The organism is Prescottella sp. GW823-FHT02E09, assembly GCF_058797375.1.
In genome coordinates this window covers 252,200-277,893 of record NZ_JBXAJP010000004.1, presented here as the reverse complement: position 1 = coordinate 277,893, position 25,694 = coordinate 252,200, and the positions used below count along the sequence as shown (strand labels likewise).

The following is a 25,694-nucleotide window of genomic DNA, read 5'->3' as shown; positions in this document are numbered from 1 at the left end:
GCAATCAGTTCCCGTCGCCGGGAACCGTCCTGTCGGCGACGGGTGTGAGAAGTTCCCGGATCCGTTCGCGCAGTTCGGGGGTGTCGTCGTCCTTCGCGATGAGGCTCGAGAAGAGGGCCGCACCGGCGGCCGCCACCAGCACCGCCTTGGCATCGCGCAGGTCCCGTGCCCGGTCCTCCGCGGTGGCGTCGTCGCTGCCGTGCGCGACGAACAATGCTGTGGCCGGACCGCTGAACCCCCGCCACAGCGCGATCCGCAGGTCCTCGTGGTCGCGCAGCGCCGCCAGCAACCCGGGCAACGCCTCCCGCACATCGGGCCGGGAGAACAGCTGCGCGCTGCCCGCGACCACCCAGTCGATCCAGCCCGCGCGGTCGGTCCCCTCGAACGGCTCGAGGTCCGGTGTCGCGCCCAGCAGGGCGTCGAGCACGAGGTGCGCCTTCGACTCCCATCGTCGGGACAGGGCGGCCCGGCTGACACCGGCGCGGGTGGCGATGGCCCGCAGACTCAACTGCTCCCAACCCACCTCGAGCAGCATCTCGCGGGTCGCGGCGAGGACGTCGGTGTCGATCCGTGGGTCCCGGGGCCGCCCGGTGGGCGGTACGCCGGCTGTTGTCTGTGCACTCATCGCCTTGAATTGTCGGACACCGCGTCGCATCGCGCCATAGGCTCCATTTACGATCCCAGCGGCAACGGAACCGGGGGCGGGTGTCGGGTCGCGGGCACACCACCCCCATCCGGCGTCCCGGATCATCACTCCCGCACCGGGTTCGGCACGGGCCGCGACCCACCAGCAGTCCGCCACCTCGACGCGTTGCCGTCCTGCGTGAGCGGTGAGGATCCGGTGACGGAACCCGTTGCCACACAACCGAAAAAGGTCGCATCGGTTGCGCACCTCACGACGGCTTCCAGTTCGTCGCGGGGCGCCGTGCGGTGGGCGTGGCGGGAGAACACCCCGGGACTCGATCGCCGGGCGAGAGCAACGTCACCAATCTTGCCGACACTGCGTTGGTATATTTGCCGACAGGCCGTCGGGAAGATTGAGATTCCGTCGTCGGCTACATCGACAGATCACACCGACCAGGAGTTCACAGATGTTCCTCGCCCTGCGGGAGCTACGGTTCGCGCGATCCAGATTCGGCCTGATGGGTGGTGTCATCGCCCTCATCTCGGTGCTGATGGTGCTGCTGTCCGGGCTGTCCTCCGGCCTCGTCGAGGACGGCGTCTCGGGCCTGAAGGCCATGCCGGTCGACGGGTTCGCGTTCAACGAAGGCACCAAGACCGACTCCGCCTTCTCGCGCAGCGTCGTCACCGACGAACAGGTCGACGCGTGGCGCGCACAGCCCGGAGTCGCCGAGGCCCAGCCGTTCGGCAACATGCTCGTCAACGCCCACAACGACAAGGACGTGCCGGTCGACTTCGCGCTCTTCGGCGTTCCGACCGACTCGTTCCTCGCCCCCTCCGTCGCTCGCGGCACCGGACTGGGCGAGCCGAACGGCATCGTCATCAGCCGCAGCGCCCTCGACGCCGGCGTCGACCTCGGCGACACCGTCACGATCGATCGCCTCGGCACCGAACTGAAGATCGTCGGCGTCACCGACGGCAAGCAGACGTTCGGCCACGTCGACGTCGCCTACCTGCCGATCGACACGTGGCGCCTGCTGCACTCCGGTGTCCGCCCCGGCGAGCCCGTGCCCGCGCCGGCGATGACCGAGTCCACCGCCGTCGCGCTGAAGGCACAGCCCGGCACCACGCTCGACTACACCGCGGGCGACACGGCGGCGGGGACCTCCACCGTCGCGCTCGAGGACTCGTTCGCGTCGTCACCCGGCTTCAGCGCCGAAACCATGACCCTGAACCTCATCAAAGTGTTCCTGTACGCGATCTCCGCGCTCGTCGTCGGCGCCTTCTTCACGGTGTGGACGATCCAGCGAAAACACGAGATCGCGGTCATGCGGGCGATGGGCGCCTCCACCGGCTACCTACTGCGCGACGGCCTGGCGCAGGCGCTGATCCTGCTGCTCGGCTCGGTCGCCGTGGGCGCGGGCGTCGGCTACGGCTTCGGCTCGCTGATCGGCGGGGGAGTGCCGTTCCTGCTCGAGCCCGGCGCCGTCGCGGTCGCCGCGGCCGCGCTGACGGTCCTCGGACTGGTCGGCGCCGCGATCGCAATCGTCCGGATCGCCTCGGTCGACCCGTTGAACGCGCTGGGAGGCCAGCGATGAACGCCCGGGGCAGCAGCGCACAGGAGAACACCGTGAGCACCACCGACACCGCCATCGAGACCGCCGCCCTCGACATCGCCGACGCCAACCTGCGCCTCGGTGACGGCGAGCAGACCGTGACCGCCCTCGACGGGGTGAGCCTGACCGTCCGGCCGGGCGAGATGGTCGCCGTCGTCGGCCCGTCGGGCTCGGGCAAGTCCAGCCTCCTCGCGGTGGCGGGGGCGCTCACCACGCCGGACTCGGGCACCGTCCACGTCGGCGGCCGCAGCCTGCTCCACATGAAGCGCGCCGAGGCCGCGAAGTTCCGCCGGGCGCACATCGGCTTCGTGTTCCAGAGCGGCAACCTCATCCCGTCGCTCACCGCCGCCGACCAGTTGCGCCTGGTGTCACACCTCGGCAACACCGAGGGCAGGACATTCCGCGACCCGCTCGCACTGCTCGAGCAGGTGGGCCTGGGCCACAAGTCCGACCGCCGCCCCGACCAACTCTCCGGCGGCGAACGGCAGCGCGTCGGCATCGCCCGTGCCCTGGTGTCGTCGCCGTCGCTGCTGCTGGTCGACGAACCCACGGCCGCGCTCGACCGGGCCCGTAGCCACGAGATCGTGCAACTGCTGGCGCGGGAGACCCGGGAGTCGCGGGTGGGCACCGTGATGGTGACCCACGACTACGATGTTCTCGACTATTGCGACCGCGTGGTCGAGATGACGGACGGGCGGCTCGAACCCCGGTAGCCGACACGAGTGCGAGGAGGAGGGCGCGTGCCGCGGATCAGTGCACCGACTGTCGGTGAGCATCGAGCCGCGCAACAGCGTGCCCTCCTCGACGCCGCTCGGGAGGTGCTCTCCGAGGGCGCCACGGAGATCCCGTCGTTCGGCGAGGTCGCGGCCCGCGCCGGACTCGCACGTTCGAGCATGTACCAGTACTTCCGGTCCCGACAGCACCTCCTCGAGGCGCTCATCGAGGACTCCTTCCCCCGGTGGTCCGCCCGGGTCACCGCCGAGATGTCCGACGCAGGCGGCCCCGATCAGCGGGTGCTGGCCTATATCGACGCGAACCTGAAGCTCGTGGCCGAGGGCGAGCACGCCATCGCCACGGCGCTGGCGCAGATGGCGCCGGGGCCCGAACTGGACGCGAAGAGCCGCGCGATGCACGAGGACCTCGTCACCCCGCTGTCGGACGCGCTCGCCGAGCTCGGGGTGCCCGACGTGGCGGCGACCTCCGAACTCGTCAACGCCGTGCTGCACGCCGCGACCCGGCAGGTGGAGCGGGGCGGGGACATCGACCACGTCCGGCGCACCGCCGCGGATCTGATCCGTCCGTTCGTCACCGAGCTCGCCGGTCGGCCGGAGTGACGGTGCGGGCACTATGACTCGTTCCACACGTTCGGTTCCACGTGAAACGTTCGACAGCTCCGGTCCCGTGCGGCTCACGGACGCGGGGAACAACACCCATTAATCTGTTGTTGACCTGACCGACTCCGCGAGCTGCGCCGCCACCGGCGGAATCGCGCGAGCAGCAGTGAACCACCGCATCGCACGACTGCATCACAGGAACAGGAAAGGCCCGCATGACTACTCCGACCACGGTCCGTGACCTCATCATCGTCGGCTCCGGACCCGCCGGATACACGGCCGGCGTCTACGCCGCCCGTGCGGAGCTCGAGCCCCTGCTCTTCGAGGGCACCCAGTTCGGCGGCTCGCTGATGACCACCACCGAGGTGGAGAACTTCCCCGGCTTCCGCGAGGGCATCATGGGCCCGGACCTGATGGACGAGATGCGCGAGCAGGCCAAGCGCTTCGGCGCCGACATCCGCACCGAGGACGTCGAGGAAATCGAGCTGGACGGTCCGGTCAAGAAGGTCGTCGCGAACGGTGAGACCTACTACGCCCGCGCCGTCATCCTCGCGATGGGCGCCGCGGCCCGCTACCTCGGCATCCCCGGCGAGGAACGCCTCCTCGGCCGCGGCGTGAGCGCCTGCGCCACCTGCGACGGCTTCTTCTTCCGCGACCAGGACATCGTCGTGGTCGGCGGCGGCGACTCCGCGATGGAGGAGGCCACCTTCCTCACCAAGTTCGCCCGCTCCGTCACCCTCGTGCACCGCCGCGAGGAGTTCCGCGCATCCCGCATCATGCTCGAACGCGCCAAGGCCAACGAGAAGATCCGCTTCGTCACCAACGCCGAACCGATCGAGGTGCTCGGCGAGAACAGCGTCACCGGCCTCGTCGTCCGCGACACCGTCACCGGCGAGCAGTCCACGCTCGACGTGACCGGCATGTTCGTCGCGATCGGCCACGACCCGCGCAGCGAGCTCGTCAAGGGCCAGGTGGACGTCGACGCCGCCGGCTACGTGCAGGTGCAGTCGCCGACCACCGCGACCTCGACCGAGGGCGTGTTCGCCGCCGGCGACCTGGTCGACCACACCTACCGTCAGGCCATCACCGCCGCCGGCACCGGCTGCGCCGCCGCGATCGACGCCGAGCGCTGGCTGGCCGACCAGGGCGACATCACCGAGAACACCCTCTCGGCCGCAGGCGAGCCCGTCGCCGTCGACGCCTGACCCGCTCGTCCCCTCACCCGTTACCCATCCGGACAAGATCCCAGGAGGATCCCGTGGCGAACACCATCACCATCAACGACGACTCGTTCAAGCAGGAGGTTCTCGACGCCGAGAAGCCCGTGCTCGTCGACTTCTGGGCCACGTGGTGCGGCCCGTGCAAGATGGTGGCGCCGGTGCTCGAGGAGATCGCCGGTGAGCACGCCGACAAGCTCACCGTCGCCAAGCTGGACATCGACCAGAATCCGGGCGCGGCCCGTGACTTCCAGGTGATGTCGATTCCGACGATGATCCTGTTCCAGGGTGGCAAGCCCATCAAGACGATCGTCGGCGCGAAGGGCAAGGCGGCCCTCCTCAAGGATCTCGCCGACGTTCTCTGACCCGAATCCGCTCCATTCGGCCCGGTAGACACCGAACATGTCACCGGAGCAGGCCACAGTGTGACCCGACGGGCGCTACAGCCTTGTCACACTGTGGCCTACTGGATTGCCGATATCCGGGGGCGGTCTGAGAGAATCGATCGACGTCCGCAACGAAAGGCCCGCGAGCATGCAGCTACTCCGTCACGGCGATCACGGCCCCGCCGTCGCCGAGATTCGGGGTACTTTGACCGGCCTGGGCTTCCTCCACAACGGGGTAGCGGAAACGCAGCGTGAGACCGTCAACGGCTCACACTGGGTGGCTCCGGACGCCGTGTTCGATCACCACCTCGATTCCGCCGTCCGAGCCTTCCAGCAGCAGCGTGGCCTGTTGGTGGACGGCATCGTCGGCCCCGCGACGTACCGGTCGCTCAAGGAAGCGTCGTACCGCCTCGGCGCCCGCACCCTCATCTATCAGCTGTCCGCGCCGCTCTACGGCGACGACGTCGCCGCCCTGCAGACACGCCTGCAGGACCTCGGCTTCTACGTCGGACGGGTGGACGGCTACTTCGGCCCGCAGACGCACGAGGCACTCAGCTCGTTCCAGCGGGAGATCGGCATCGCCGCCGACGGCATCTGTGGTCCCGCGACGCTGCGGTCACTGGAACTGCTCGGCACCCGGGTCTCCGGTGGCTCGCCGCACGCGATCAGCGAGGAGGAGCTGGTCCGCCGCTCCGGCCCGCAGCTCAGCGGCAAGCGGATCGTCATCGATCCGGGGCTGGGCGGCGCCGACACCGGCCGCATCGTGCAGACCCCGAACGGCCCGATGAGCGAGGCCGAGATCCTGTGGGATCTCGGGAGCCGGCTCGAGGGCCGGATGGCGGCGACCGGGATGGAGACGTTCCTGTCCCGCCCGCCGCACGCCAACCCCAGCGAGGCCCAGCGGGCCGAGACGTCCAACGGGTTCGACGCCGACCTGATGATCGCGCTGCGGTGCGACAGCCACACCAGCCCGGCCGCGGGCGGCGTGGCCAGCTTCCACTTCGGCAACTCGCACGGCTCCACGTCGATGATCGGCCAGATCCTCACCGGCTTCATCCAGCGCGAGATCGTGGCTCGAACGCCCATGCGCGACTGCAGAACTCACGGACGGACCTGGGATCTGTTGCGGCTCACCAAGATGCCTACCGTTCAGGTTGACATCGGTTACCTCACAAACGATTCCGATGTTTCGGTGCTGACGAATCCCCGGTACCGGGACACCATCGCCGAGGCGATCCTCGTCGCTGTCAAGCGGCTGTACCTGCTGGGCCAGGACGACGCCCCCACCGGCACGTTCACGTTCGCCGAACTGCTCGCCGAGGAACTGTCCGGCGCGGAGCGGGCCCGGTAACGGTCCCTCGCCGTCACTCGGCGTTGCCGGAACCGCCCGGAAAGGGCCCTAGTGAGCCCCCACAGGGCTCTGTTCGCCGATATCGACCAGGGACAGGGTCGAGACCTCCAGAAGCCGCTCCAGGGCCGCTTCGACGTCCGCCTTCCACAGGTGGTCCCGATCGAGTTCGAGCCGCAACCGCGGGAACCGGTGGTGGGGTGCGACGACCTCGAACCCGACGTCGGTCAGGAAGTCGGCGCTGATCATGCATTCCTGAGGGGAACACTCGCGGGCCGCGGTCGCGGAGGGGACGTCGCTGGGAGAGGAGTCGGCGTCGGCGCGGATACCGAAGGCTTCCAGTGCTCGGACACCGCGGCGGACCAGATCGCCGACCGCCGCCTGGATGAGCGTCGCCCCCAACTCGAACTCGTCACCGGTCGGTTCCAGCCGCATCGTGGTCAGCAGGATCGCGTCGGCGCTCACCGGAGAGGTAGGGAAGAGGTCGGCCCGGGGCACCATGTTCGGCGGCGCATACAGCGCACAGCCGGCCGGCTTGTCGTCGACGAGGGCGACCTGGCCGCACGAACCCCACTCGAGCATGACCATCGACAGCCATGCTTCCTTCTCGAACTCGGGGTCGTGGAAACCACTGAACTCACGGGAGCTGCGAACCGCGGCCGGGTCCATTTCCCAGAAGACGCATCGCCGCGCGTGCGAGGACAGCTTGTCGAGTCCGTCCAGTGTGAGTGACGTGACGCTAGTCGACACTGTGTAAGCCAGCCTCCATGCTCGCCCCTCCTCGACGGAACTATCCCCTCCAGAATAGGGGATAGTTCCGTCGAGGGCCCGGCGACGATGTCCGCCCGTGAATCGGGCTGTCGAGCAGGATCTTTCGGAACCCACGACGCCGCAGCGTCCAGGGCCGACGATCTATAACGTCACAGTGACGAATTGGTCACGGGTGGCCGGGACCGGTGAGACGGGCTCAGTTGCCGCCCTGCTTCTCCATCATGCCCACGATGCGTTCCAGATCGTCGACCGAACCGAACTCGACGACGATCTTGCCCTTCCGCTTACCGAGGCTCACCGTGACGCGCGTGTCGAACGAACTCGACAGACGTTCGGCGACATCCTGCAGACCCGGCATCTGGATCGGCTTGCGCTTCACCGGTGGGGTAGGGGAGGGGCCCTCGCGGTTCGCGAGCATGACCGCTTCCTCCGTCGCACGGACCGACATGCCCTCGGCCACGATGCGGGCGGCGAGCACCTCCTGCGCGTCCGCTCCCGCCTCGAGCGACAGCAGCGCCCGTGCGTGGCCCGCGGACAGCACACCGGCCGCCACCCGACGCTGCACCGGGATCGGGAGCTTGAGGAGTCGGATCATGTTCGTCACGACCGGACGCGACCGGCCGATCCGCGCCGCCAGCTCCTCGTGGGTGACCTCGAACTCCTCGAGCAGCTGCTGATAGGCGGCCGCCTCTTCGAGCGGGTTGAGCTGCACCCGGTGAATATTCTCCAGGAGAGCATCGCGCAGCAGCGTTTCGTCCGTCGTCTCGCGGACGATCGCGGGAATCGTCTCGAGACCGGCGATCTGACTCGCCCGCCAGCGGCGCTCGCCCATGACGAGCTGGTACTGCTCCGGGCCGATCCGCCGGACGACGATCGGCTGCATCAGTCCGAACTCGCGGATCGAGTGCACCAGTTCGTTCAGCGCCTCCTCGTCGAAGACGTGGCGGGGCTGCTTGGGATTCGGCTCGATCAGGTGCGGCGGGATCTCGTGGTACACAGCACCGGCGGGGGAGAGGGGTTCCTCGTCGGTGCGGACCGCGGGAGTCGGGGTCGGGGCGCTCGCGACGACATCCGCGTCCTTCACGGCCGCGGCCGACTTCGCCGTGGTCTTGGCCGGAGCCTTCGCCGCGGCCTTCGCTGCGGTCTTCTTGGCAGCCTTCGGCGCGGGCGTGGCGGCCGCCGACTCCGCTGCGTCCGCCGGGGGATCCACAGGATCCTTGGTGGCGACACCGCCGGCCGGTGCCGACGTCCCGATGATGACGTCCGCGGCCGCGTTGCCCAGTCCCGGTCCACCGTTGGCCGGCCCTGTCGGGATCAGCGCCGCCAGCCCGCGGCCGAGCCCGCCCTTACGTGTCTGCGCCATCTCTACTGCTCCTGCGTCGTCGTGGTCATCCCGCGTGCCGCGAGTTCTCGGCCGGCGTCGAGATAGCTCATCGCCCCCCTCGATCCGGGGTCGTAGTCGAGGACCGTCATCCCGTAACCGGGAGCCTCGGACACCTTCACGCTGCGGGGAATGATCGCGCGCAACACCGCGTCGCCGAAGTGCTTGCGCACCTCCTCGGCCACCTGGTCCGCCAGCTTGGTGCGGGCGTCGTACATCGTCAGGAGCACGGTCGAGACGTGCAGTTCCGGATTGAGGTGCGCCTGAACCAGTTCGATGTTGCGGAGCAACTGCCCGACGCCTTCGAGTGCGTAGTACTCGCACTGGATCGGGATCAGCACCTCCTTCGCGGCGACCATCGCGTTGACCGTCAGCAGGCCCAGCGACGGCGGGCAGTCGATGAGGATGAAGTCGACGTCGATGTCGGCGAGCGCCTTCTCCGACAGCGCGTTCTTGAGGCGGTTCTCGCGCGCCACCATCGAGACGAGTTCGATCTCCGCGCCGGCCAGGTCGATCGTCGCGGGGATGCAGTAGAGGCGCTCGTTGTGGGGGCTCTGCTGGATCGCTTCCTTCGCGGTCACCTCACCGAGGAGCAGTTCGTAGCTCGACGGCGTCCCCGACGTGTGGGGGACACCCAGCGCGGTGCTCGCGTTGCCCTGCGGATCGAGATCGACGACGAGGACGGTGAGCCCCTGGATCGCAAGCGCCGACGCCAGGTTCACCGTGGAGGTGGTCTTGCCGACGCCACCCTTCTGGTTGGCGATCGTGAACACCCGACGATGCGACGGCTTCGGCAGGGTCACCGAATCAGGATGGAGCACCTGACTCGCACGCTGTGCGGCGGCGCCGATCGGCGTGTCCGCGAGGGAGATACCGGCGTAGGGGGAGTGGGCGAGGCTCTGGTCTCGACTGCCGCCGGTCGATTCGGGCGGGGCCGCAGTTTCACGTGAAACCGTTTCCCGTGAAACGGCGGATTCAGGTCCAGCCGACATCTACTGCTCCTTCACTTGATGACCACTCATGACGCAATTCTCAACCCTCGAGCTCTCGAATCCCGGTAACTCAGCGGTGCCGGCGACCGTGTTGCGCGACTCGTTCCGCGCTCACCACGATCGTCGGCACCGGCAACACATCACCACCACACTCGACGACCTCCAGCTTGCCAGCACCCAACCGACCAAGGGAAGCACGGTCCCGGGAAATCTCCTCCGCCGCACTCGAACCCTTCAACGCCAACATCCTCCCACCCACACGCACCAACGGAAGCGACCACCGCGCCAACCGCTCCAACGGAGCCACCGCACGCGACGTCACCACATCAGCACCCCCCACTTCCTTCACCACCCCCGCCTGCTCCGCACGCCCCCGCACCACCGTCACATTCTCCAACCCCACCGAATCCACGAACTCCTGCAAATACACCGACCGACGCAACAACGGCTCCACCAACGTCACCCGCACATCCGGACGCGCAATCGCCAACGGAATCCCCGGCAACCCCGCACCCGACCCCACATCGACCACCGACTCACCGGCCCCCACCAACTCACCCAACACCCCACAATTGAGCACATGCCGCACCCACAACCGCGGCACCTCACGCGGACCGATCAACCCCCGCACCACACCATCCGACGCCAACGACGCGTGATACGCCTCCGCCAACGACGCCCGCTCACCGAACACCCGAGCCACCGCACCGACAACATCCCACTGCTCATCAACCAGTTCCACGTGAAACATCCTCCCCAACCCACCACCACAACAACAAACTCTGACACCAGTTCTCGACACCACGACCGAGGTGGGGGAGGGGGGAGTTCGGACCCGGCCCAGTTCCCCGAGTCGACGGCGGGGATCCGGCGATCATGTTCCACGTGGAACAGTGCCCGTGCCACCGTTTCACGTGGAACACCGCGGTCCTGACCGGCGACACCCGCCCCTCGACGATGATCCGGGCCCGACATGCGCGATTCGGGGCACGCCGACAGTCGGCCCAGACTGGTGGCACGCCATCACATTCGGTCGCGGAAGGCGCACGGTCCCCGATGACGCATCGGGTCGCCGCGTGCGAGAGACCTGCGAACCACGCCCGGATGATTCACGTGAAACACCGCCACCGGATGACCGGTCCGCACGCTCCGACGGGACCGGATTGACGAGAGCCGAGCCGCACACTCCGCGGTCACCACCCCGATCGGCCTCCGCGTGCCGTGAGGGGCGCCGCGGGCATCCGATTCGAAGCCCCGATATCCGTTGAACCCCGAATCTGCTGTCACAGTGACGAAATGAGCCGGTATGGCCGGGTGGGGGCTCACGCCGGCACTGTCGCCGATATCCGACCAATCTGCTCTTTCATTGCCGCACAGCATGATTCACGTGAAACAAACCCGAATCGCGGTTCTTGTGACGCTGACGGCCTCGCTCGCGTAGCGTTCCGGCACACGGGGACGCGATCAGGGGGTGGCGGGATGGCAATCGGTCAGAGAATCCGCAGGGGGTGGCGGACCGCGGTCGTAGCGGCGGTTCTTGCCATCGGCTCGGCACTGTCGACGGGACCGGCCGGCGCCGAGCCGTTCCCGGTGCCGTACAACCTCTTCGTCCAGGACGAGTTCACCAACCCCGGCGGCTCGGCCGCCGGATCCAACGACTGGTCGTGCAAGCCGACCCCGGAACACCCCAACCCAGTGGTGCTCGTCCACGGCACTGGCGGCAATCGGCTCAACAACTGGACCACGTTCGCACCGTTGCTCGCCAACGAGGGCTACTGCGTCTTCGCGCCGACCTTCGGGAACTACGCCGACCAGCCGTACCCGATCAGCGCGGTCGGGGGTATGGCACGCGCGGAGGACAGCGCGGCCCAGATCGGCGCCTTCGTGGACGAGGTGCTCGCGGCAACGGGCGCGGCTCGGGTGGACATCCTGGGTGTCTCGCAGGGATCGGTCGTGCCCAACTACTTCGTCAAGTACCTCGGCGGCGCAGCCAAGGTCGACAAGTACGTCTCGCTCGGTCCGGCCTGGAACGGCAGTGCAGTCACCGGACCGGACGGTGGCGCAACGATTCTCGGCCTCGGCACCGACGACGCCCGTGGCCTGCTGCCGTTCTGCCAGGCGTGTCTCCAATTCCTGCCCGCGTCGCAGTTCATCGCGAAACTGCACGAGGGCGGCCTGTACGCGCCGGAAGTCACCTACACCAACATCATGACCCGCTACGACGAAGGGATCTGGCCGTACACCAGTGGCTACGTGGAGGGCCCCAACGCGACCAACATCGTGGTTCAGGACGGGTGTTCGCAGGACTACTCGGACCATATCGCGCTCTTGGCATCCCGCGTCACGGCCGGTCATGTGCTCAACGCCCTGGATCCGGCACATCCGCGGCCAGTGCCGTGCGTGTTCGTCGCGCCGTTCGTGGGCGGCTGACCGCTCCACGGCCGGAACGGCGGTGGGGGAGGGGAGGGTTCGAGTCAGCGCCGCTGACCGCGATGACGGTGGTGCGCAACGCGTTCAGCACTCACCACGATGGTCGGCACCGGCAACACGTCGCCGCCGCATTCGACGACCTCGAGCTTGCCGGCGCCCAGTCGTGCCAGCACCGCGTGGTCCCGGGAAATCTCCTCCGCCGCACTCGAACCCTTCAACGCCAACATCCTCCCACCCACACGCACCAACGGAAGCGACCACCGCGCCAACCGCTCCAACGGAGCCACCGCACGCGACGTCACCACATCAGCACCCCCCACTTCCTTCACCACCCCCGCCTGCTCCGCACGCCCCCGCACCACCGTCACATTCTCCAACCCCACCGAATCCACGAACTCCTGCAAATACACCGACCGACGCAACAACGGCTCCACCAACGTCACCCGCACATCCGGACGCGCAATCGCCAACGGAATCCCCGGCAACCCCGCACCCGACCCCACATCGACCACCGACTCACCGGCCCCCACCAACTCACCCAACACCCCACAATTGAGCACATGCCGCACCCACAACCGCGGCACCTCACGCGGACCGATCAACCCCCGCACCACACCATCCGACGCCAACGACGCGTGATACGCCTCCGCCAACGACGCCCGCTCACCGAACACCCGAGCCACCGCACCGACAACATCCCACTGCTCATCAACCAGTTCCACGTGAAACATCCTCCCCAACCCACCACCACAACAACAAGAGAAAGGCCGAGGGGATCTCAGTCCTGGGACTGAGATCCCCTCGGCCTCTGCACCGACGTCAGCCGGCCGCAATCAATCCTTCAGCACGACCACGCGACGGTTGGGCTCGGCGCCCTCGCTCTCGCTGGACACACCGTCGACCTTGGCGACGGCGTCGTGCACGATCTTGCGCTCGAACGGCGTCATCGGGGTGAGCTCCTCGCGCTCGCCCGAGGCGAGAACACGCTCCGCAGCGGCCTTGCCGAGCTCGCTCAGCTCCGCGCGACGTCCGGCACGCCAGCCGGCGACGTCGAGCATGAGGCGGCTACGCACACCGGTGGACTGCTGGACCGCGAGACGCGTCAACTCCTGGAGCGCGTCGAGCACCTCGCCCTTACGGCCGACGAGCTTGGACAGGTCGTCGCCGCCGTCGATGCTCACGACCGCGCGGTCGCCCTCGACGTCGAGATCGATGTCGCCGTCGAAGTCCAGGACGTCGAGCAGTTGCTCGAGGTAATCGCCGGCGATCTCGCCTTCCTCGATCAGATCGTCCTCGGTGTCGGTGTCCGCATTCTGAGTCTCGAGTACCACGTCTGTACCCTCCCTGATCTCACCGGCCCGGGCGGTGTCCTGCTCACTGGTCATCGTCGTTCTCTCTTCTCGAGGTCAGCGCCGCTTGCGCTTGTTGCTCTTGGGGCGGTTCGCTGCCGGCCGCGGCTTCGGCTTGGGACGCTGCTGCGCGGTCGAGCCACCACCCGATCCGGTGCGTCCGTCAGCCGCCGATTCTCCGGTCTCCGAGGCCTCTGAGGTCTCCGTGTCGCTCGACTCGGCGTCGACCACAGTGGTGGACGGGGCCGCCTTCTTCTTCTTGTCGAGCGACGGACGGGCACCCGGCTTGGGCGCGTTGTCGGCACGACGCTCCAGTGCGGCCTGCTTCTTGGCGTCCTCCTCCGCGTCGATCTTGCGGAACACGAGGTGCTGCTGCGCGTAGGTCCAGATGTTGTTCGACACCCAGTACAGGAGGATGGCGATCATCAGGAACGGACCACCGACGAGCACGCCGAGCGGGAACACCCACAGCGCGAGCTTGTTCATGATCGCGGACTGCGGGTTGGCCGCGGCGGCGGCGCTCTGACGCGCGACCGAGGCCCGCGAGTTGAAGTGCGTCGCGACCGAGGCGATGACCATGAGCGGAATCGAGACTGCCGCCACGTTCAGGACCGTCGGCACGGTGCCGTACGCACCGAACGACTCGAGTGTCTCCTTCGGCATCGTGATGTACGACGAGATCGGGGCACCGAACAGTCGAGCACTCAGGAACGACTGGACGTCGGCGGCGCTGAAGAAGTAGTTCGCGGTGTTCGCGTTGTCCTCGACCGACATGCCGAGCTGGCCGTAGCCGGTGCCGGTGCGGTTGAACGAGCGCAGTACATGGAACAGACCGATGAACACCGGCGCCTGCAGCAGCACCGGCAGACAGCCCATGACGGGGTTGAAGCCGTGTTCCTTCTGCAGCTTCTGCATCTCCAGGGCCATCCGCTGGCGGTCCTTGGAGTACTTCTTCTGCAGCGCCTTGATCTGCGGCTGCAACTCCTGCATCTGCCGCGTGGTGCGCACCTGCTTCACGAACGGCTTGTAGAGGATGGCGCGCAGCGTGAAGACCAGGAACATGACGGACAGCGCCCACGCGAAGCCGTTGTCGGCTCCCAGAACGGCGCCGAACACCTTGTGCCAGACCCACAGGATCCCGGACACCGGATAGTAAATGAAGTCGAGCACGGCTCTAAGTACTCCTCTGTTCGTCCACGTTCACCACACCGTGGTGTTGGGCAAGTTCGGGGCGAGCGTGGCGCGTCATTCCTGGCTCGCATGATGGTGGATGTGTCGTCCGCGTCGCTCCGGGACGGGATCCCACCCACCAGGGTGCCAGGGCGCGCACTTCACCAACCTCACGACAGTGAGCGCCGAACCCTTCACCGCACCGTGAGTGCGTAGCGCGTCGACCGCGTACTCGCTGCAGGTCGGTGTGAACCGACAGGTCGGCAGACGGAGTGGGGACACGTAGGTCCGGTACAGCTCGATGAGGAAGATCAGGACGCGCGCGGGAAAGCGTCGCAGCGTCGTCCAGAGGGTGCCCGCGAACGACGAAGAGCGCGGACCGGAATCGGTCCGCGCCTCGTCGAGTTCGCTGCTCATGCCGGATCGCTTTCGTCAGCCAGCAGATCCATCTTTCGGAGCACGGATCGCAACTGCTTGTCGAGTTCCCGGGAAGTCGCGGTCGCCGAACCGGGCAACGCGCGAATCACCACGTCGGTATCCACGGGAACGGTGTCGACCAACCCGGCACAGATATGACGAAACCGGCGAGCGACTCGATGTCGAATCACCGCCGGCCCGACAGCCTTGCTGACGACGAGCCCGAAACGGGGGCCGTCGATGCTCACCAGGGTGTCGGTCGAACCACGCTCGAGAGCGTGGACGACCAGATCTCGTCTACCCATCCGACGTCCGCCGCGCACCGTCGTGGAGAAATCCGAGCGACGACGCAGGCGGTACGGCTCAGGTAACACCCCGAGCTCCTGAAGTCAGGATCGAAATCAGGCGGTGAGCTCGGCGCGGCCCTTACGGCGACGCGCCGACACGATTGCACGACCCGCACGGGTCCGCATACGAAGACGGAAGCCGTGAACGCGCGCGCGGCGGCGATTGTTCGGCTGGAACGTCCGCTTGCCCTTGGCCACGGTCAACACTCCTCGAAGCTCGGTGACGCCGGTCGGCGTCGGTCTAACATTTCAATGGGAAATCCGGTGATCACACGAGAGCACGGGGGCGCGACCTCAGGCCAGCGCACATCCTCCACCATCGGGTGACTGTTCGAGAGTACTGATCGCCGCAGGCAAGGTCAAACCAGCTCAGTCTCGAGACCTCGAGAGTTCGGCGGCCGCGCCGGGAGCGAGTTCGAATGCACCAATCGCGTGGAATCGCAGTGCAGGAACCGACCGATTGTTACCGTCCCTGCATGGCACAGCCGAAGCCCGGATGCTCGCGTCGCTTCGTGGATCTCGCCCGCTGCGAATCAGCCTGCACCTCGCGACGCTCGAGAACCGGGACTGTAAGACAACTAACACCACCGCGCCGGCACCGTGTCGCCGCCGGCGGTGCCGGCACCTCCTCCGCCTGAGCGCATACCACCAGGTGACAGCCTCGAGTGTTCGGTGCGTGCCGGACACCGAGCGGACGAGCCCCACACTCGAGCGTTGTCCACATCTGTGGATAATTGTGTGGAAACACAGCTCGGGTGGCATATTCGTTGCCCAGTAAGGGGTCCAGCCTCACCGGGGGGAGCTCAACCGACAACCACGGCGACGGGTCGATCAGGCCCGCATACGGGGAGGACACACAGTGAACGACGATCCGAACGCCTTGGCGAATGTCTGGCGCGACGTCGTTGCAGAACTGACCTCCGATGCCGGGGACGGCGCAGCACTCACCAAGGCACAGAAGGCGTGGCTCGCGCTGGTCAAGCCGCTCACGTACGCGCAGGGCTTCGCGCTGTTGTCGGTGCCCTCGCCGCTCGCGCAGGAAGCGATCGAACGCGATCTGCGGGAGCCGATCCTGCGCGCCCTCAACCTCCATCTGGGGCAGAAGGTCGAAGGACTCGGCGTGCGCATCGCCGCACCGTCCGAGGAAGCCGACCCCCTCGACGAGCCCCTGAGCAGCAACGACCTCGACGCCGTGCCCCGCGGGAACGAGCGCGTCGGGTCCACCGATTTCGCCGACGCCGGGTCGAATGCGCACCGCCGACGCCATCTGGCGATGGGCGCCGCCGACCCCGTCGCGACGGACCTCGCCGAGCACGAGGAGGTCGACGACGACCGCGAGGCGCTCGCCAGCGTCCACGAATCCTGGCCGTCGTACTTCACCAAGCCGCCGGCGAGCACCACGACGTCCTCGTCGGGCGGCAACAGTCTCAACGCGAAGTACACGTTCGACACGTTCGTCATCGGCGCCTCCAACCGGTTCGCGCACGCCGCGGCGGTCGCGATCGCCGAGGCACCGGCACGCGCCTACAACCCGCTGTTCATCTGGGGTGCGTCCGGCCTGGGCAAGACGCATCTGCTGCACGCCGCCGGCCACTATGCGCAGCGGCTGTTCCCCGGCATGCGGGTCAAGTACGTCTCCACCGAGGAGTTCACGAACGACTTCATCAACAGTCTTCGTGACGACCGCAAGGTCGCCTTCAAACGGCGGTACCGCGAGACCGACATCCTGCTCGTCGACGACATCCAGTTCATCGAGGGCAAGGAAGGTATCCAGGAAGAGTTCTTCCACACCTTCAACACCCTCCACAACGCGAACAAGCAGATCGTGGTGTCCTCGGACCGCCCGCCCAAGCAGCTCGCGACGCTCGAGGAGCGGCTGCGGACCCGCTTCGAGTGGGGCCTGATCACCGACGTCCAGCCGCCTGAACTCGAGACGCGGATCGCGATCCTGTCGAAGAAGGCACGGATGGACCGCCTGGATGTCCCGCACGACGTCCTCGAGTTGATCGCCAGCCGGATCGAACGCAACATTCGCGAGCTCGAGGGGGCACTCATCCGTGTGACGGCGTTCGCGTCGCTCAACCGGCAGGCGCTGGACCTCAAGCTCGCGGAGGTGGTGCTCCGGGACCTGATGCCCGATTCGGCGGCACTCGAGATCAATGCGGCGACGATCATGGCGGTGACCGCCGAGTACTTCAATACGTCGATCGACGACCTGTGTGGACCGGGCAAGGCCCGACCGCTCGCGCAGGCCCGCCAGATCGCCATGTATCTGTGCCGCGAGCTCACCGACCTGTCACTGCCCAAGATCGGCCAGACGTTCGGCCGGGACCACACGACGGTCATGTACGCGGACAAGAAGATCCGCAAGGAGATGACTGAGCGGCGCAAGGTCTACGACCAGGTGCAGGAGCTCACGGCCCGCATCAAGCAGCGCTCCAAGAGTTGACGGGCCCGGCCCGTCTCGAGAACGGCCATACCGCACGATCGACCGACATCCGCACGGATTCTCCCGTGCGGATGTCGTGTTTCCGGGGTGACTCGAGACACGAATTCGAAAGAATTAACACCTGTGGATAGGTGTGTGTATAAGGTGTAATCGCTGTGGACAACTGTGGGACAACTTCGAACTGTCTCGAGGTATCCACAACCGTGCCCGATTCGTCCTCGAGTGCGTCCTCGAGAAGTCCCCATGCCTCGAGCACCAGGGACCAGCGGCTTCGGGTGTCCATCCACAGATTCCACAGTGCCTATTACTGAGATTGAAGTCTTCTCGAGAGAGATTCTTTGAAAACAGGTCCTGTGAACACTCCGGGCGAACCTGACTGTTGACGGCCCGCCTCGAGGTGTCTCGAGACGCCGGCGTCCGCTTTTCAACACGACGTCCGAACGCATACGGTGTCCTCTGGCCGCTGTGTCAGACTGCTAACGCAGCCTCTGCAGCCTTCGTTCGCAGCTGCCGCAGATTCGTCCGTGCCTACCGAGAGGAACACCCGAGCGATGGAGCTTGGAAGTATGAAGTTTCGCGTTGCTCGGGAGGACTTCGCCGACTCCGTCGCATGGGTCGCGCGCAGTCTGCCGTCGCGGCCGCCGGTGCCCGTCCTCGGTGGCGTGCTGCTCGGCGCAGACGAGCAGGGACTGACCGTCTCCGGTTTCGATTACGAGGTCTCGGCGCAGGTCCGCGTCTCCGCGGAGGTCACCACCACCGGTCAGGTCCTCGTGTCCGGCAAGCTCCTCGCCGACATCACCCGGGCCCTGCCCAACAAGCCCGTCGACGTGACCGTTGACGGCACCCGCGTGCTCATCACGTGTGGCAGCGCCAAGTTCTCACTGCCCACCATGCCCGTCGAGGACTACCCGCAGCTGCCGACGCTGCCGCAGCAGACCGGCTCGGTGCCGGTCGATCTGTTCTCCGAGGCCATCAGCCAGGTCGCCGTCGCGGCCGGCAAGGACGACACCCTCCCGATGCTCACCGGCATCCGTGTCGAGATCGAGGGCACCAGCGTGGTCCTCGCGGCCACCGACCGCTTCCGGTTGGCCGTGCGTCAGCTCGAGTGGATGCCCACCGCCGGAGAGACCTCCGCCGCGGTTCTGGTGCCCGCCAAGACGCTGTCCGAGTCCGCGAAGACGCTGGGCGGCAACACCCTTGCACCGGTCGAGCTCGCGCTCGGAGCGGGGGCATCGGTCGGTTCGGAGGGCATGCTCGGCATCGTCGCCGACGGCCGCCGCACCACCACTCGCCTGCTCGACGCCGAGTTCCCCAAGTTCCGCCAGCTGCTCCCGGCAGAGCACACCGCGATGGCCACTGTCGAGGTGGCACCGCTGGTCGAGGCCATCAAGCGTGTCGCCCTGGTTGCCGAGCGCGGTGCGCAGGTGCGGCTCGAGTTCAACGCCGACGGCCTGCTGCTGTCCGCCGGTGGCGACGACGCCGGCCGCGCCGAGGAGTCGCTCGAGGCCGATTTCCAGGGTGAGCCGCTGATCATCGCGTTCAACCCCGGCTACCTCATCGACGGACTCACGTCGCTGCACTCCGAGCGTGTGCTGTTCGGCTTCACCACGCCCAGCCGCCCCGCGGTGCTACGTCCGGCCGGCGAGGAGGAGCCCGAGCGCGGCGAGTCCGGTGCATTCCCGGCGCCGGAGAGCGACTACACCTACCTGCTGATGCCGGTTCGACTGCCGGGCTGATCCCCGCGTCGCAGCCGGCGCCGCAGGGACCCCGCTCGAATCACCACTAGTGGAGGGACATCTCACGATGCAGCTCGGACTGGTCGGACTCGGCAAGATGGGCTTCAACATGCGCGCCCGGCTGCGCGACCGCGGGCACGACGTGGTCGGCTACGACCCGCGACCCGAGGTCAGCGACGTCTCCTCGCTCGCCGAGTTGGCGTCGCGGCTGTCCGGTCCCCGCGTGGTGTGGGTGATGGTGCCCGCCGGCGAGATCACCCGGAGCACGGTCGCGGAACTGGCGACGGTCCTCGAATCCGGTGATCTGGTGATCGACGGCGGGAACTCCCACTACCGCGACGACCGGATGCACGCGGATCTCCTCGCGAAGCGCGGCATCGGATACCTGGATTGTGGTGTCTCCGGTGGCGTCTGGGGGCTTGCCGAGGGCTACGGCCTCATGGTGGGTGGCTCGGACACCGACGTGACGCGGGCGATGCCGGTCTTCGACGCGTTGCGTCCCGACGGCGACCGGGCCGGTGGCTTCGTCCACGCGGGACCGGTCGGTGCCGGCCACTACGCGAAGATGGTCCACAACGGCGTCGAGTACGGGCTGATGCAGGCATATGCCGAGGGCTACGAACTGCTCGACGCCGCGGACCTCGTCACCGATGTGCCCGGCGTGCTGCAGGCGTGGACGCACGGCACCGTGGTCCGTTCGTGGCTGCTCGAGCTGCTGGTGAAGGCGCTCGCCGAGGATCCCGGTTTCGCCGAGATCTCCGGGTACACAGAGGATTCCGGTGAGGGACGCTGGACGGTGCAGGAGGCACTGGACCGCGCGGTCCCGGCACCGGTGATCTCCGCCGCGCTGTTCGCGCGGTTCGCGTCGCGTCAGGCCGATTCGCCGGCGATGAAGGCCGTGTCGGCGCTGCGGAACCAGTTCGGCGGGCATTCCGTGCGGGCGGCGGATTCGGGAACGGCGACCCGAGGCTAGTGTTCGTCCGCAAGTTCTCCCTCCGCGACTTCCGGTCGTGGGACGCCGTGACCGTCGATCTCGAGCCGGGTGCCACCGTGTTCGTCGGCCGTAACGGGCACGGCAAGACCAATCTGCTCGAGGCACTGGGGTACCTGTCGACGCTGTCGTCGCACCGGGTGTCGACCGACGCCCCGCTGATCCGGGCGGGTGCCGCCCAGGCGTACGCGGGCGCGATGGTGGTCAACCACGGGCGCGAGCTGGGCATCGACATCGAGATCAACGACGGGAAGGCCAACCGGGCCCGCATCAACCAGTCACCGGCCCGCCGCCCGCGGGAGATCGTCGGGATCCTGCAGACGGTGCTGTTCGCGCCCGAGGACCTGTCGCTGGTACGTGGCGACCCGGGGGACCGTCGGCGGTTCCTCGACGAGCTGCTGACGTCGCGGATTCCGCGGATGGCCGCGGTGCGCGCCGACTACGACAAGGTGCTGCGTCAGCGGTCGGCCCTGCTCAAGACCGCGGGCGGGGCGTTGCGCCGCGGCTCCAGGTCGTCCGATGGCGCGAGTGCCCTTGCCACCCTTGATGTCTGGGACGGACATCTCGCGGCACACGGTGCACAGCTACTCGAGGCTCGGTTGCGTCTGGTACACGATCTCGCCCCGCACCTGGTGGCGTCGTACCGCTCGTTGGCGCCGGAGTCGCGACCGGCGTCGGTGCGCTACCGCAGTAGCCTCGGCAGCTCGCTCCCTCCCGAATTGCTCGACCCGACAAGGGAACCCGACCGCGAGGACGTGGAACTGCTCGAGGCGAGCTTCCTGCACGAGCTGTCGGTGATGCGGCAGCGGGAGATCGAGCGCGGCGTGTGTCTGGTGGGTCCGCACCGCGACGACCTAGAACTGATTCTGGGCGATCAGCCAGCGAAAGGTTTTGCAAGCCATGGTGAATCGTGGTCTTTTGCGCTGTCCATGCGACTGGGTGCGTTCTTCCTGCTGCGCGACGACGGCAGCGACCCGGTCCTGATGCTGGACGACGTGTTCGCGGAACTGGATCGCAAGCGCCGGACCGCGCTCGCGGGTGTCGCGGCCGAGGCCGAGCAGGTGCTCATCACCGCCGCGGTGGCCGAGGACGTACCGGACGAGCTGTCCGCCACCCGTTTCGGGGTGGAGGCGCACGACACCGAGCGGGGGCGGATCTCGCAGATCACCGCGCTCGGCCGGATCACCACGACGGGAGGCGAACGATGACCGACGAGCAGTCCGAGTCCCAGGCCGGTCCGCAGCCGGAACTCAAGGGCATCGACCTGGCCCGGCGGGCGCTCGAGGAGGCCCGCGCCGCCGCCAAGGCCAACGGCAAGGCCGTCGGGCAGGGGCGGTCGTCGCCGCGCGGCGGCGGCATCCGGGCGTTGCGGTCCCGCCGTCGGAAGAGCTGGTCGGGGGCCGGCCCGGACGATCGCGATCCGCAGCCGTTCGGCGCGCTGGTGGGCGCCGTGTCGAAACAGCGCGGCTGGTCTTCGCAGGTGTCCGAGGGCACAGTCCTGGGCCGCTGGGTCGATGTCGTCGGCCCGGACATTGCGGCACACGCCGAGCCGACCGGTCTGCGGGACGGTGTGCTGAGCGTGTCGGCGGAGTCGACGGCGTGGGCGACCCAGCTGCGGATGATGCAGTCACAGATCCTCGCGAAGATCGCGGCGGCCGTCGGGCACGGTGTCGTGAAGTCGCTGCGAATCACCGGTCCCACCGCGCCTAGCTGGAGAAAGGGCGATCGGCACATTTCCGGTCGGGGCCCGCGGGACACCTACGGCTGACCCCTAGGATTACCTATTACGTCGTGTTACAGTTACGCCACTTCGTCGAGTGAGTGAACTGGGTCACGATGCTGCCGGGTGCGGCGGACGGGATCCGTCAGTACCTGGGAGTGGTCATGTCCGTAACGCACACCCCGCACACGCCCGCCACCGCCGAGCCGGAGCACATCCTGCTGCAGGCCCGCAACGTCGAGTTCGACTGGTCCGACCTGCCGATGCACTGGATTCCCGGTGACCCGTTCAGCACCCACGTGCTCAACGTCCTGCACCTACTGCTGCCTGCCGGCGAGGAGTGGTTCGTCGAGACCTACAAGGAGGCGCTGCCCCTCATCGGGGACGAGCGGCTGCGCGAGGACGTCGTCGGATTCATCGGCCAGGAAGCGATGCACGCGGGCGCCCACACCGGTGTTCTCGAGCACCTGCGGGCGAACGGGCTCGATCCGACGCCCTACACCGACCAGATGCACTGGGCGTTCCGGAAGCTGCTCGGTCCCCGGCCGCTGACCGGTCGCCGCGCCGAGAACCACCTCATCGAACGCCTCGCGATCATCGCGGCCGTCGAGCACATCACGGCGTTCCTGGGGGACTGGGTGCTCAATGCCGACGGGCTCGACCGCGCCGGCATCCACCCCACGATGCTGGACCTGTTGCGCTGGCACGGTGCCGAGGAGGTGGAGCACCGTTCGGTCGCCTACGACGTGATGCGCTACTTCGACAAGCGTGAGACACGCCGGATCCGTACCCAGCTGATCGTGACACCGATGATCGTGTGGCTGTGGGTGCGCGGCACCCGATTCCTGATGCGCAACGATCCCGAACTCGCGAACTGGGCGCCCAGTCGCCGACGTCCGAAGGTGTCCGACTTCGTGGCCGCCGGTCGACGTGGAACCCTGCCCACGGCAATGGAACTCGGCAAGCGGATGTCGACCTACTTCCGTCGTGACTACCACCCCGGCAAGGAGGGGTCCACGGCCCAGGCCGTGGCCTACCTGGCATCCTCCCCGGCAGCGCGGGCGGCCACGCGGTGAAACTGCCCCGCGTACGCGACCTGCTCGCCGCTCACGAGGCCCTCGCCCGACCGGCCCCGCCGGCCGATCTGCGCGGTCGTGACCGACCCGACCGCGCCATGACGATCGTCGAGGCCGTGGCGGACAAATACCTGCGGGTGCTCACCGCGTACGACTACGACCCGGCGGTGGCGGGGCACAACCCGGACACCGCGATGACGCTCGTCGTCACCGAGCGCACGATCGTCGCCGAGGACGAGAACGTCGCGGCGCTGACGTTCGCGGCTGTGGACGGCGGCGAGGTGCCGCCATGGCAGCCGGGCTGTCACCTCGACTTCCATCTGCCGTCGGGCCGGCGACGCCAGTACTCGCTGTGCGGTGATCCGGCCGATCGCCGGCACTACCGCATCGCGGTCCGCTCGATCCCCGACGGCGGGGGCGGATCGATCGAGATGCACGGCCTCACCCCGGGCACCGCGGTCACGGTGCGGGGTCCGCGCAACGGTTTTCCGTTCGTGCCCGAGGGCAGCGCCCTGTTCGTCGCCGGGGGCATCGGCATCACGCCGATTATCGCGATGGTGCGCGCCGCACGTGAGGCCGGAATGGACTGGCATTTCGTCTATTCCGGCCGTTCCCGCGAGTCCATGCCGTTCCTCGCGGAAATCGAGTCGTGGGAGGCCGAACGGGTGTTCGTCCGACCCGACGACGAGTTCGGCCTGCCCACCACGACCGACCTGCTGAGCCGCGCACCGGCCGGGGGAGCGGTGTACTGCTGCGGTCCCACCCCGATGCTCGACGCCGTCAGGGGCGGTTTCGCGGCCTCGGGTGCCAATGCCCTGCACTTCGAACGATTCGGTGCGCCACCGGTTCTCGACGGCAGGCCGTTCGAGGTGCAGTTGGTGAGCACCGGGGAGGTGCTGGACGTTCCGGCCGACGAATCGGCGCTCGAGGTGATCCGGGAACGCCTGCCCGGTGTCGGCTACTCGTGCCGGCAGGGCTTCTGCGGCACGTGCCGGGTGCGGGTGCTGTCGGGCACGCCGGACCACCGTGAAACGCGTCTGACGCCGGAGGAGCAGGTGGACCAGATGCTGATCTGCGTCTCCCGTTCCGACGGCGGACGCCTCGTCCTCGATCTCTGATCCGTGAGCCGAAACGCTTGACCGAGAGGAACTTCCATGAGCACGCCGCACTCCGCCGACTCGGGCTCGCCGCGGCCCCGGTTAGTCACCGTCGGTGACGTCCGGCTCGCGGTCTTCGAGCAGGGCAACCCGGACGGTGAGACCCTCCTGCTGGTGCACGGCTGGCCCGACACCCACGAGCTGTGGCAGCACGTGATCCCGCACCTCGCGGACCGGTTCCGGATCGTCAGCTACGACACCCGCGGTGCCGGGGCCAGTTCGGCGCCGGTCGCGGTGTCGGCGTACGCGCTGCCCGAGCTGGCGAAGGACCTGTTCGCGGTGATCGACGCCGTCAGCCCCGACGCCCCGGTGCACGTGCTCGCGCACGACTGGGGTGCGGTGGAGACGTGGGAGGCGGTGTGCGAGCCGGGCGCCGGGCGGCGGATCGCGTCGTACACGTCGATCTCGGGGCCCAACCTCGACCACCTCGGTGCGTGGATGCGGCGGTCGCTCACGCAGGGCCGGATCGCGGGACCACTCGCGCAGGCCGCGGCGTCGGGGTACACGGTGCTGTTCCAGATCCCCGGAGTCGGCACGCTGCCGTTCCGGCTGGGGCTGTGGCGGATCTGGCCCACGTTCCTGCGGTTCTTCGACCGGATCGACCCGTCGCTGGTCCGGCCGGCGCCGACGCTGCGGGCGGACATGGTGACCGGGCTCAAGCGGTACCGGGCCAACATCCGGCCGCGGCTGCGTCACCCGCGTCAGCGGCGCACCGACGTGCCGGTGCAACTCATTCTCAACCGGCGGGACCTGGCGGTGCGGCCGGTGGGCTACGAGGACACCGGACGGTGGGTCTCGGACCTGCGGCGACGCGAGCTTCCGGCGGGCCACTGGTCGCCGATCTCGCACGGGTCGGACGTGGCCCGGCTGACCGCCGAGTTCGTCGATGATCTTCGCGGGACAACCGCAGCCGAGGGCGCTGAGGCCGGTTCCGCCTAGGGTTTCACCCGCCGGGGGGCGAGAAAAGTCGCCTGCGGGGCAGCTGGGGGTGTGTTAGGTGCCCTGTATGTCGGTACGTACACGTAAGATGGTCGAGTAACTAGCGGCGAATCTCGACACACCGCTCGCGGTGCCTCGTTGTGCGTGGCCGAGCAGGGACCTCTCCGGGACCTCTCCGGGACCCTCAGGGAACTACGGCCACCGTGTCTCGAAGCGCAGTGCAGAGCCGTGTCGGCACAGTACGGAG

Annotated in this window: 26 protein-coding genes; 15 read left to right on the top strand and 11 right to left on the bottom strand. The window is 67.9% G+C overall.

The window, feature by feature from the left end; all coding sequences use genetic code 11:
- Positions 1–4: 4 nt before the first annotated feature.
- The gene (locus tag AC1RIF_RS11940) at positions 5–625 is read right to left on the bottom strand and encodes a TetR/AcrR family transcriptional regulator (RefSeq protein WP_492601578.1); all 621 of its coding nucleotides are present in this window, start codon (positions 623–625) and stop codon (positions 5–7) included.
- Positions 626–1,091: 466 nt separating this feature from the next.
- On the opposite strand from AC1RIF_RS11940, the gene AC1RIF_RS11935 reads away from it, so the two are divergent.
- The 6 genes from AC1RIF_RS11935 (at position 1,092) to AC1RIF_RS11910 (ending at position 6,525) form a co-directional block, all read left to right on the top strand.
- Positions 1,092–2,219 carry an ABC transporter permease gene (locus AC1RIF_RS11935; RefSeq protein WP_492601577.1) on the top strand — a complete coding sequence of 376 codons (1,128 nt, stop codon included), beginning with the start codon at positions 1,092–1,094 and terminating at the stop codon, positions 2,217–2,219.
- 32 nt (positions 2,220–2,251) lie between these two features.
- Positions 2,252–2,950, top strand: coding sequence for an ABC transporter ATP-binding protein (locus tag AC1RIF_RS11930; protein ID WP_492601576.1), 699 nt, complete (start codon positions 2,252–2,254; stop codon positions 2,948–2,950).
- A 27-nt stretch (positions 2,951–2,977) separates the two neighbouring features.
- On the top strand, positions 2,978–3,571 hold the full coding sequence (locus AC1RIF_RS11925; protein ID WP_492601575.1) for a TetR/AcrR family transcriptional regulator: 594 nt from the start codon (positions 2,978–2,980) through the stop codon (positions 3,569–3,571).
- Positions 3,572–3,786: 215 nt separating this feature from the next.
- Entirely contained in the window at positions 3,787–4,776 is a 990-nt protein-coding gene (trxB, locus tag AC1RIF_RS11920; RefSeq protein ID WP_492601574.1) for a thioredoxin-disulfide reductase, read from the top strand.
- Between the two features lie 53 nt (positions 4,777–4,829).
- The gene (trxA, locus tag AC1RIF_RS11915) at positions 4,830–5,153 is read left to right on the top strand and encodes a thioredoxin (protein ID WP_492601573.1); all 324 of its coding nucleotides are present in this window, start codon (positions 4,830–4,832) and stop codon (positions 5,151–5,153) included.
- Between the two features lie 169 nt (positions 5,154–5,322).
- Positions 5,323–6,525 (top strand): N-acetylmuramoyl-L-alanine amidase, encoded by a 1,203-nt coding sequence (locus AC1RIF_RS11910; RefSeq protein WP_492601572.1) that lies wholly within the window; start codon positions 5,323–5,325, stop codon positions 6,523–6,525.
- Between the two features lie 48 nt (positions 6,526–6,573).
- Here the strand turns inward: AC1RIF_RS11910 and AC1RIF_RS11905 are convergent, their stop codons facing one another.
- The 4 genes from AC1RIF_RS11905 to rsmG (AC1RIF_RS11890) all read right to left on the bottom strand — a co-directional run bounded on the left by AC1RIF_RS11905 (position 6,574) and on the right by rsmG (AC1RIF_RS11890) (position 10,417).
- A complete protein-coding gene (locus tag AC1RIF_RS11905; protein ID WP_492601571.1) occupies positions 6,574–7,272 on the bottom strand; it encodes a GNAT family N-acetyltransferase in 699 nt (232 codons plus the stop codon).
- A 217-nt stretch (positions 7,273–7,489) separates the two neighbouring features.
- Positions 7,490–8,656 (bottom strand): ParB/RepB/Spo0J family partition protein, encoded by a 1,167-nt coding sequence (locus AC1RIF_RS11900; RefSeq protein WP_492601570.1) that lies wholly within the window; start codon positions 8,654–8,656, stop codon positions 7,490–7,492.
- 2 nt (positions 8,657–8,658) lie between these two features.
- Positions 8,659–9,666, bottom strand: a complete 1,008-nt coding sequence (locus AC1RIF_RS11895; RefSeq protein WP_492601569.1) for a ParA family protein — start codon at positions 9,664–9,666, stop codon at positions 8,659–8,661.
- A gap of 70 nt (positions 9,667–9,736) precedes the next feature.
- Positions 9,737–10,417, bottom strand: a complete 681-nt coding sequence (rsmG, locus tag AC1RIF_RS11890) for a 16S rRNA (guanine(527)-N(7))-methyltransferase RsmG (protein ID WP_492601568.1) — start codon at positions 10,415–10,417, stop codon at positions 9,737–9,739.
- A 728-nt stretch (positions 10,418–11,145) separates the two neighbouring features.
- Here rsmG (AC1RIF_RS11890) and AC1RIF_RS11885 point away from each other — a divergent pair.
- Complete coding sequence (locus AC1RIF_RS11885; RefSeq protein ID WP_492601567.1) at positions 11,146–12,096, top strand: esterase/lipase family protein; 951 nt, start codon at positions 11,146–11,148, stop codon at positions 12,094–12,096.
- A gap of 44 nt (positions 12,097–12,140) precedes the next feature.
- Here AC1RIF_RS11885 and rsmG (AC1RIF_RS11880) read toward each other — a convergent pair whose 3' ends face one another.
- From rsmG (AC1RIF_RS11880) to rpmH, 6 genes are all read right to left on the bottom strand, one after another.
- The gene (gene rsmG / locus AC1RIF_RS11880; RefSeq protein WP_492601566.1) at positions 12,141–12,827 is read right to left on the bottom strand and encodes a 16S rRNA (guanine(527)-N(7))-methyltransferase RsmG; all 687 of its coding nucleotides are present in this window, start codon (positions 12,825–12,827) and stop codon (positions 12,141–12,143) included.
- Between the two features lie 102 nt (positions 12,828–12,929).
- Complete coding sequence (locus AC1RIF_RS11875) at positions 12,930–13,481, bottom strand: Jag family protein (RefSeq protein WP_492601565.1); 552 nt, start codon at positions 13,479–13,481, stop codon at positions 12,930–12,932.
- 21 nt (positions 13,482–13,502) lie between these two features.
- Entirely contained in the window at positions 13,503–14,615 is a 1,113-nt protein-coding gene (yidC, locus tag AC1RIF_RS11870; RefSeq protein ID WP_492601564.1) for a membrane protein insertase YidC, read from the bottom strand.
- 75 nt (positions 14,616–14,690) lie between these two features.
- The gene (gene yidD / locus AC1RIF_RS11865; protein WP_492601563.1) at positions 14,691–15,032 is read right to left on the bottom strand and encodes a membrane protein insertion efficiency factor YidD; all 342 of its coding nucleotides are present in this window, start codon (positions 15,030–15,032) and stop codon (positions 14,691–14,693) included.
- Positions 15,029–15,406: a ribonuclease P protein component gene (rnpA, locus tag AC1RIF_RS11860; RefSeq protein ID WP_492601562.1), complete on the bottom strand. Its 378-nt coding sequence runs from the start codon at positions 15,404–15,406 to the stop codon at positions 15,029–15,031. The genes yidD and rnpA overlap by 4 nt, the downstream gene beginning before the upstream one ends.
- A 27-nt stretch (positions 15,407–15,433) precedes the next feature.
- Positions 15,434–15,577 (bottom strand): 50S ribosomal protein L34, encoded by a 144-nt coding sequence (gene rpmH, locus AC1RIF_RS11855; RefSeq protein ID WP_005516618.1) that lies wholly within the window; start codon positions 15,575–15,577, stop codon positions 15,434–15,436.
- Between the two features lie 661 nt (positions 15,578–16,238).
- Here rpmH and dnaA point away from each other — a divergent pair.
- The 8 genes from dnaA (at position 16,239) to AC1RIF_RS11815 (ending at position 25,447) form a co-directional block, all read left to right on the top strand.
- Positions 16,239–17,828, top strand: a complete 1,590-nt coding sequence (gene dnaA, locus AC1RIF_RS11850; protein WP_492601561.1) for a chromosomal replication initiator protein DnaA — start codon at positions 16,239–16,241, stop codon at positions 17,826–17,828.
- 551 nt (positions 17,829–18,379) lie between these two features.
- A complete protein-coding gene (dnaN, locus tag AC1RIF_RS11845) occupies positions 18,380–19,564 on the top strand; it encodes a DNA polymerase III subunit beta (protein WP_492601560.1) in 1,185 nt (394 codons plus the stop codon).
- A 67-nt stretch (positions 19,565–19,631) separates the two neighbouring features.
- A complete protein-coding gene (gnd, locus tag AC1RIF_RS11840; RefSeq protein ID WP_492601559.1) occupies positions 19,632–20,537 on the top strand; it encodes a phosphogluconate dehydrogenase (NAD(+)-dependent, decarboxylating) in 906 nt (301 codons plus the stop codon).
- A complete protein-coding gene (recF, locus tag AC1RIF_RS11835) occupies positions 20,537–21,763 on the top strand; it encodes a DNA replication/repair protein RecF (protein WP_492601558.1) in 1,227 nt (408 codons plus the stop codon). Before gnd ends, recF begins: the two co-directional genes overlap by 1 nt.
- Complete coding sequence (locus AC1RIF_RS11830) at positions 21,760–22,323, top strand: DUF721 family protein (protein ID WP_492601557.1); 564 nt, start codon at positions 21,760–21,762, stop codon at positions 22,321–22,323. Before recF ends, AC1RIF_RS11830 begins: the two co-directional genes overlap by 4 nt.
- A 116-nt stretch (positions 22,324–22,439) precedes the next feature.
- Complete coding sequence (locus tag AC1RIF_RS11825) at positions 22,440–23,351, top strand: metal-dependent hydrolase (protein WP_492601878.1); 912 nt, start codon at positions 22,440–22,442, stop codon at positions 23,349–23,351.
- Positions 23,348–24,469 (top strand): PDR/VanB family oxidoreductase, encoded by a 1,122-nt coding sequence (locus AC1RIF_RS11820; protein ID WP_492601556.1) that lies wholly within the window; start codon positions 23,348–23,350, stop codon positions 24,467–24,469. The genes AC1RIF_RS11825 and AC1RIF_RS11820 overlap by 4 nt, the downstream gene beginning before the upstream one ends.
- Positions 24,470–24,505: 36 nt before the next feature.
- The gene (locus tag AC1RIF_RS11815; RefSeq protein WP_492601555.1) at positions 24,506–25,447 is read left to right on the top strand and encodes an alpha/beta fold hydrolase; all 942 of its coding nucleotides are present in this window, start codon (positions 24,506–24,508) and stop codon (positions 25,445–25,447) included.
- The last annotated feature ends 247 nt before the right edge of the window (positions 25,448–25,694 follow it).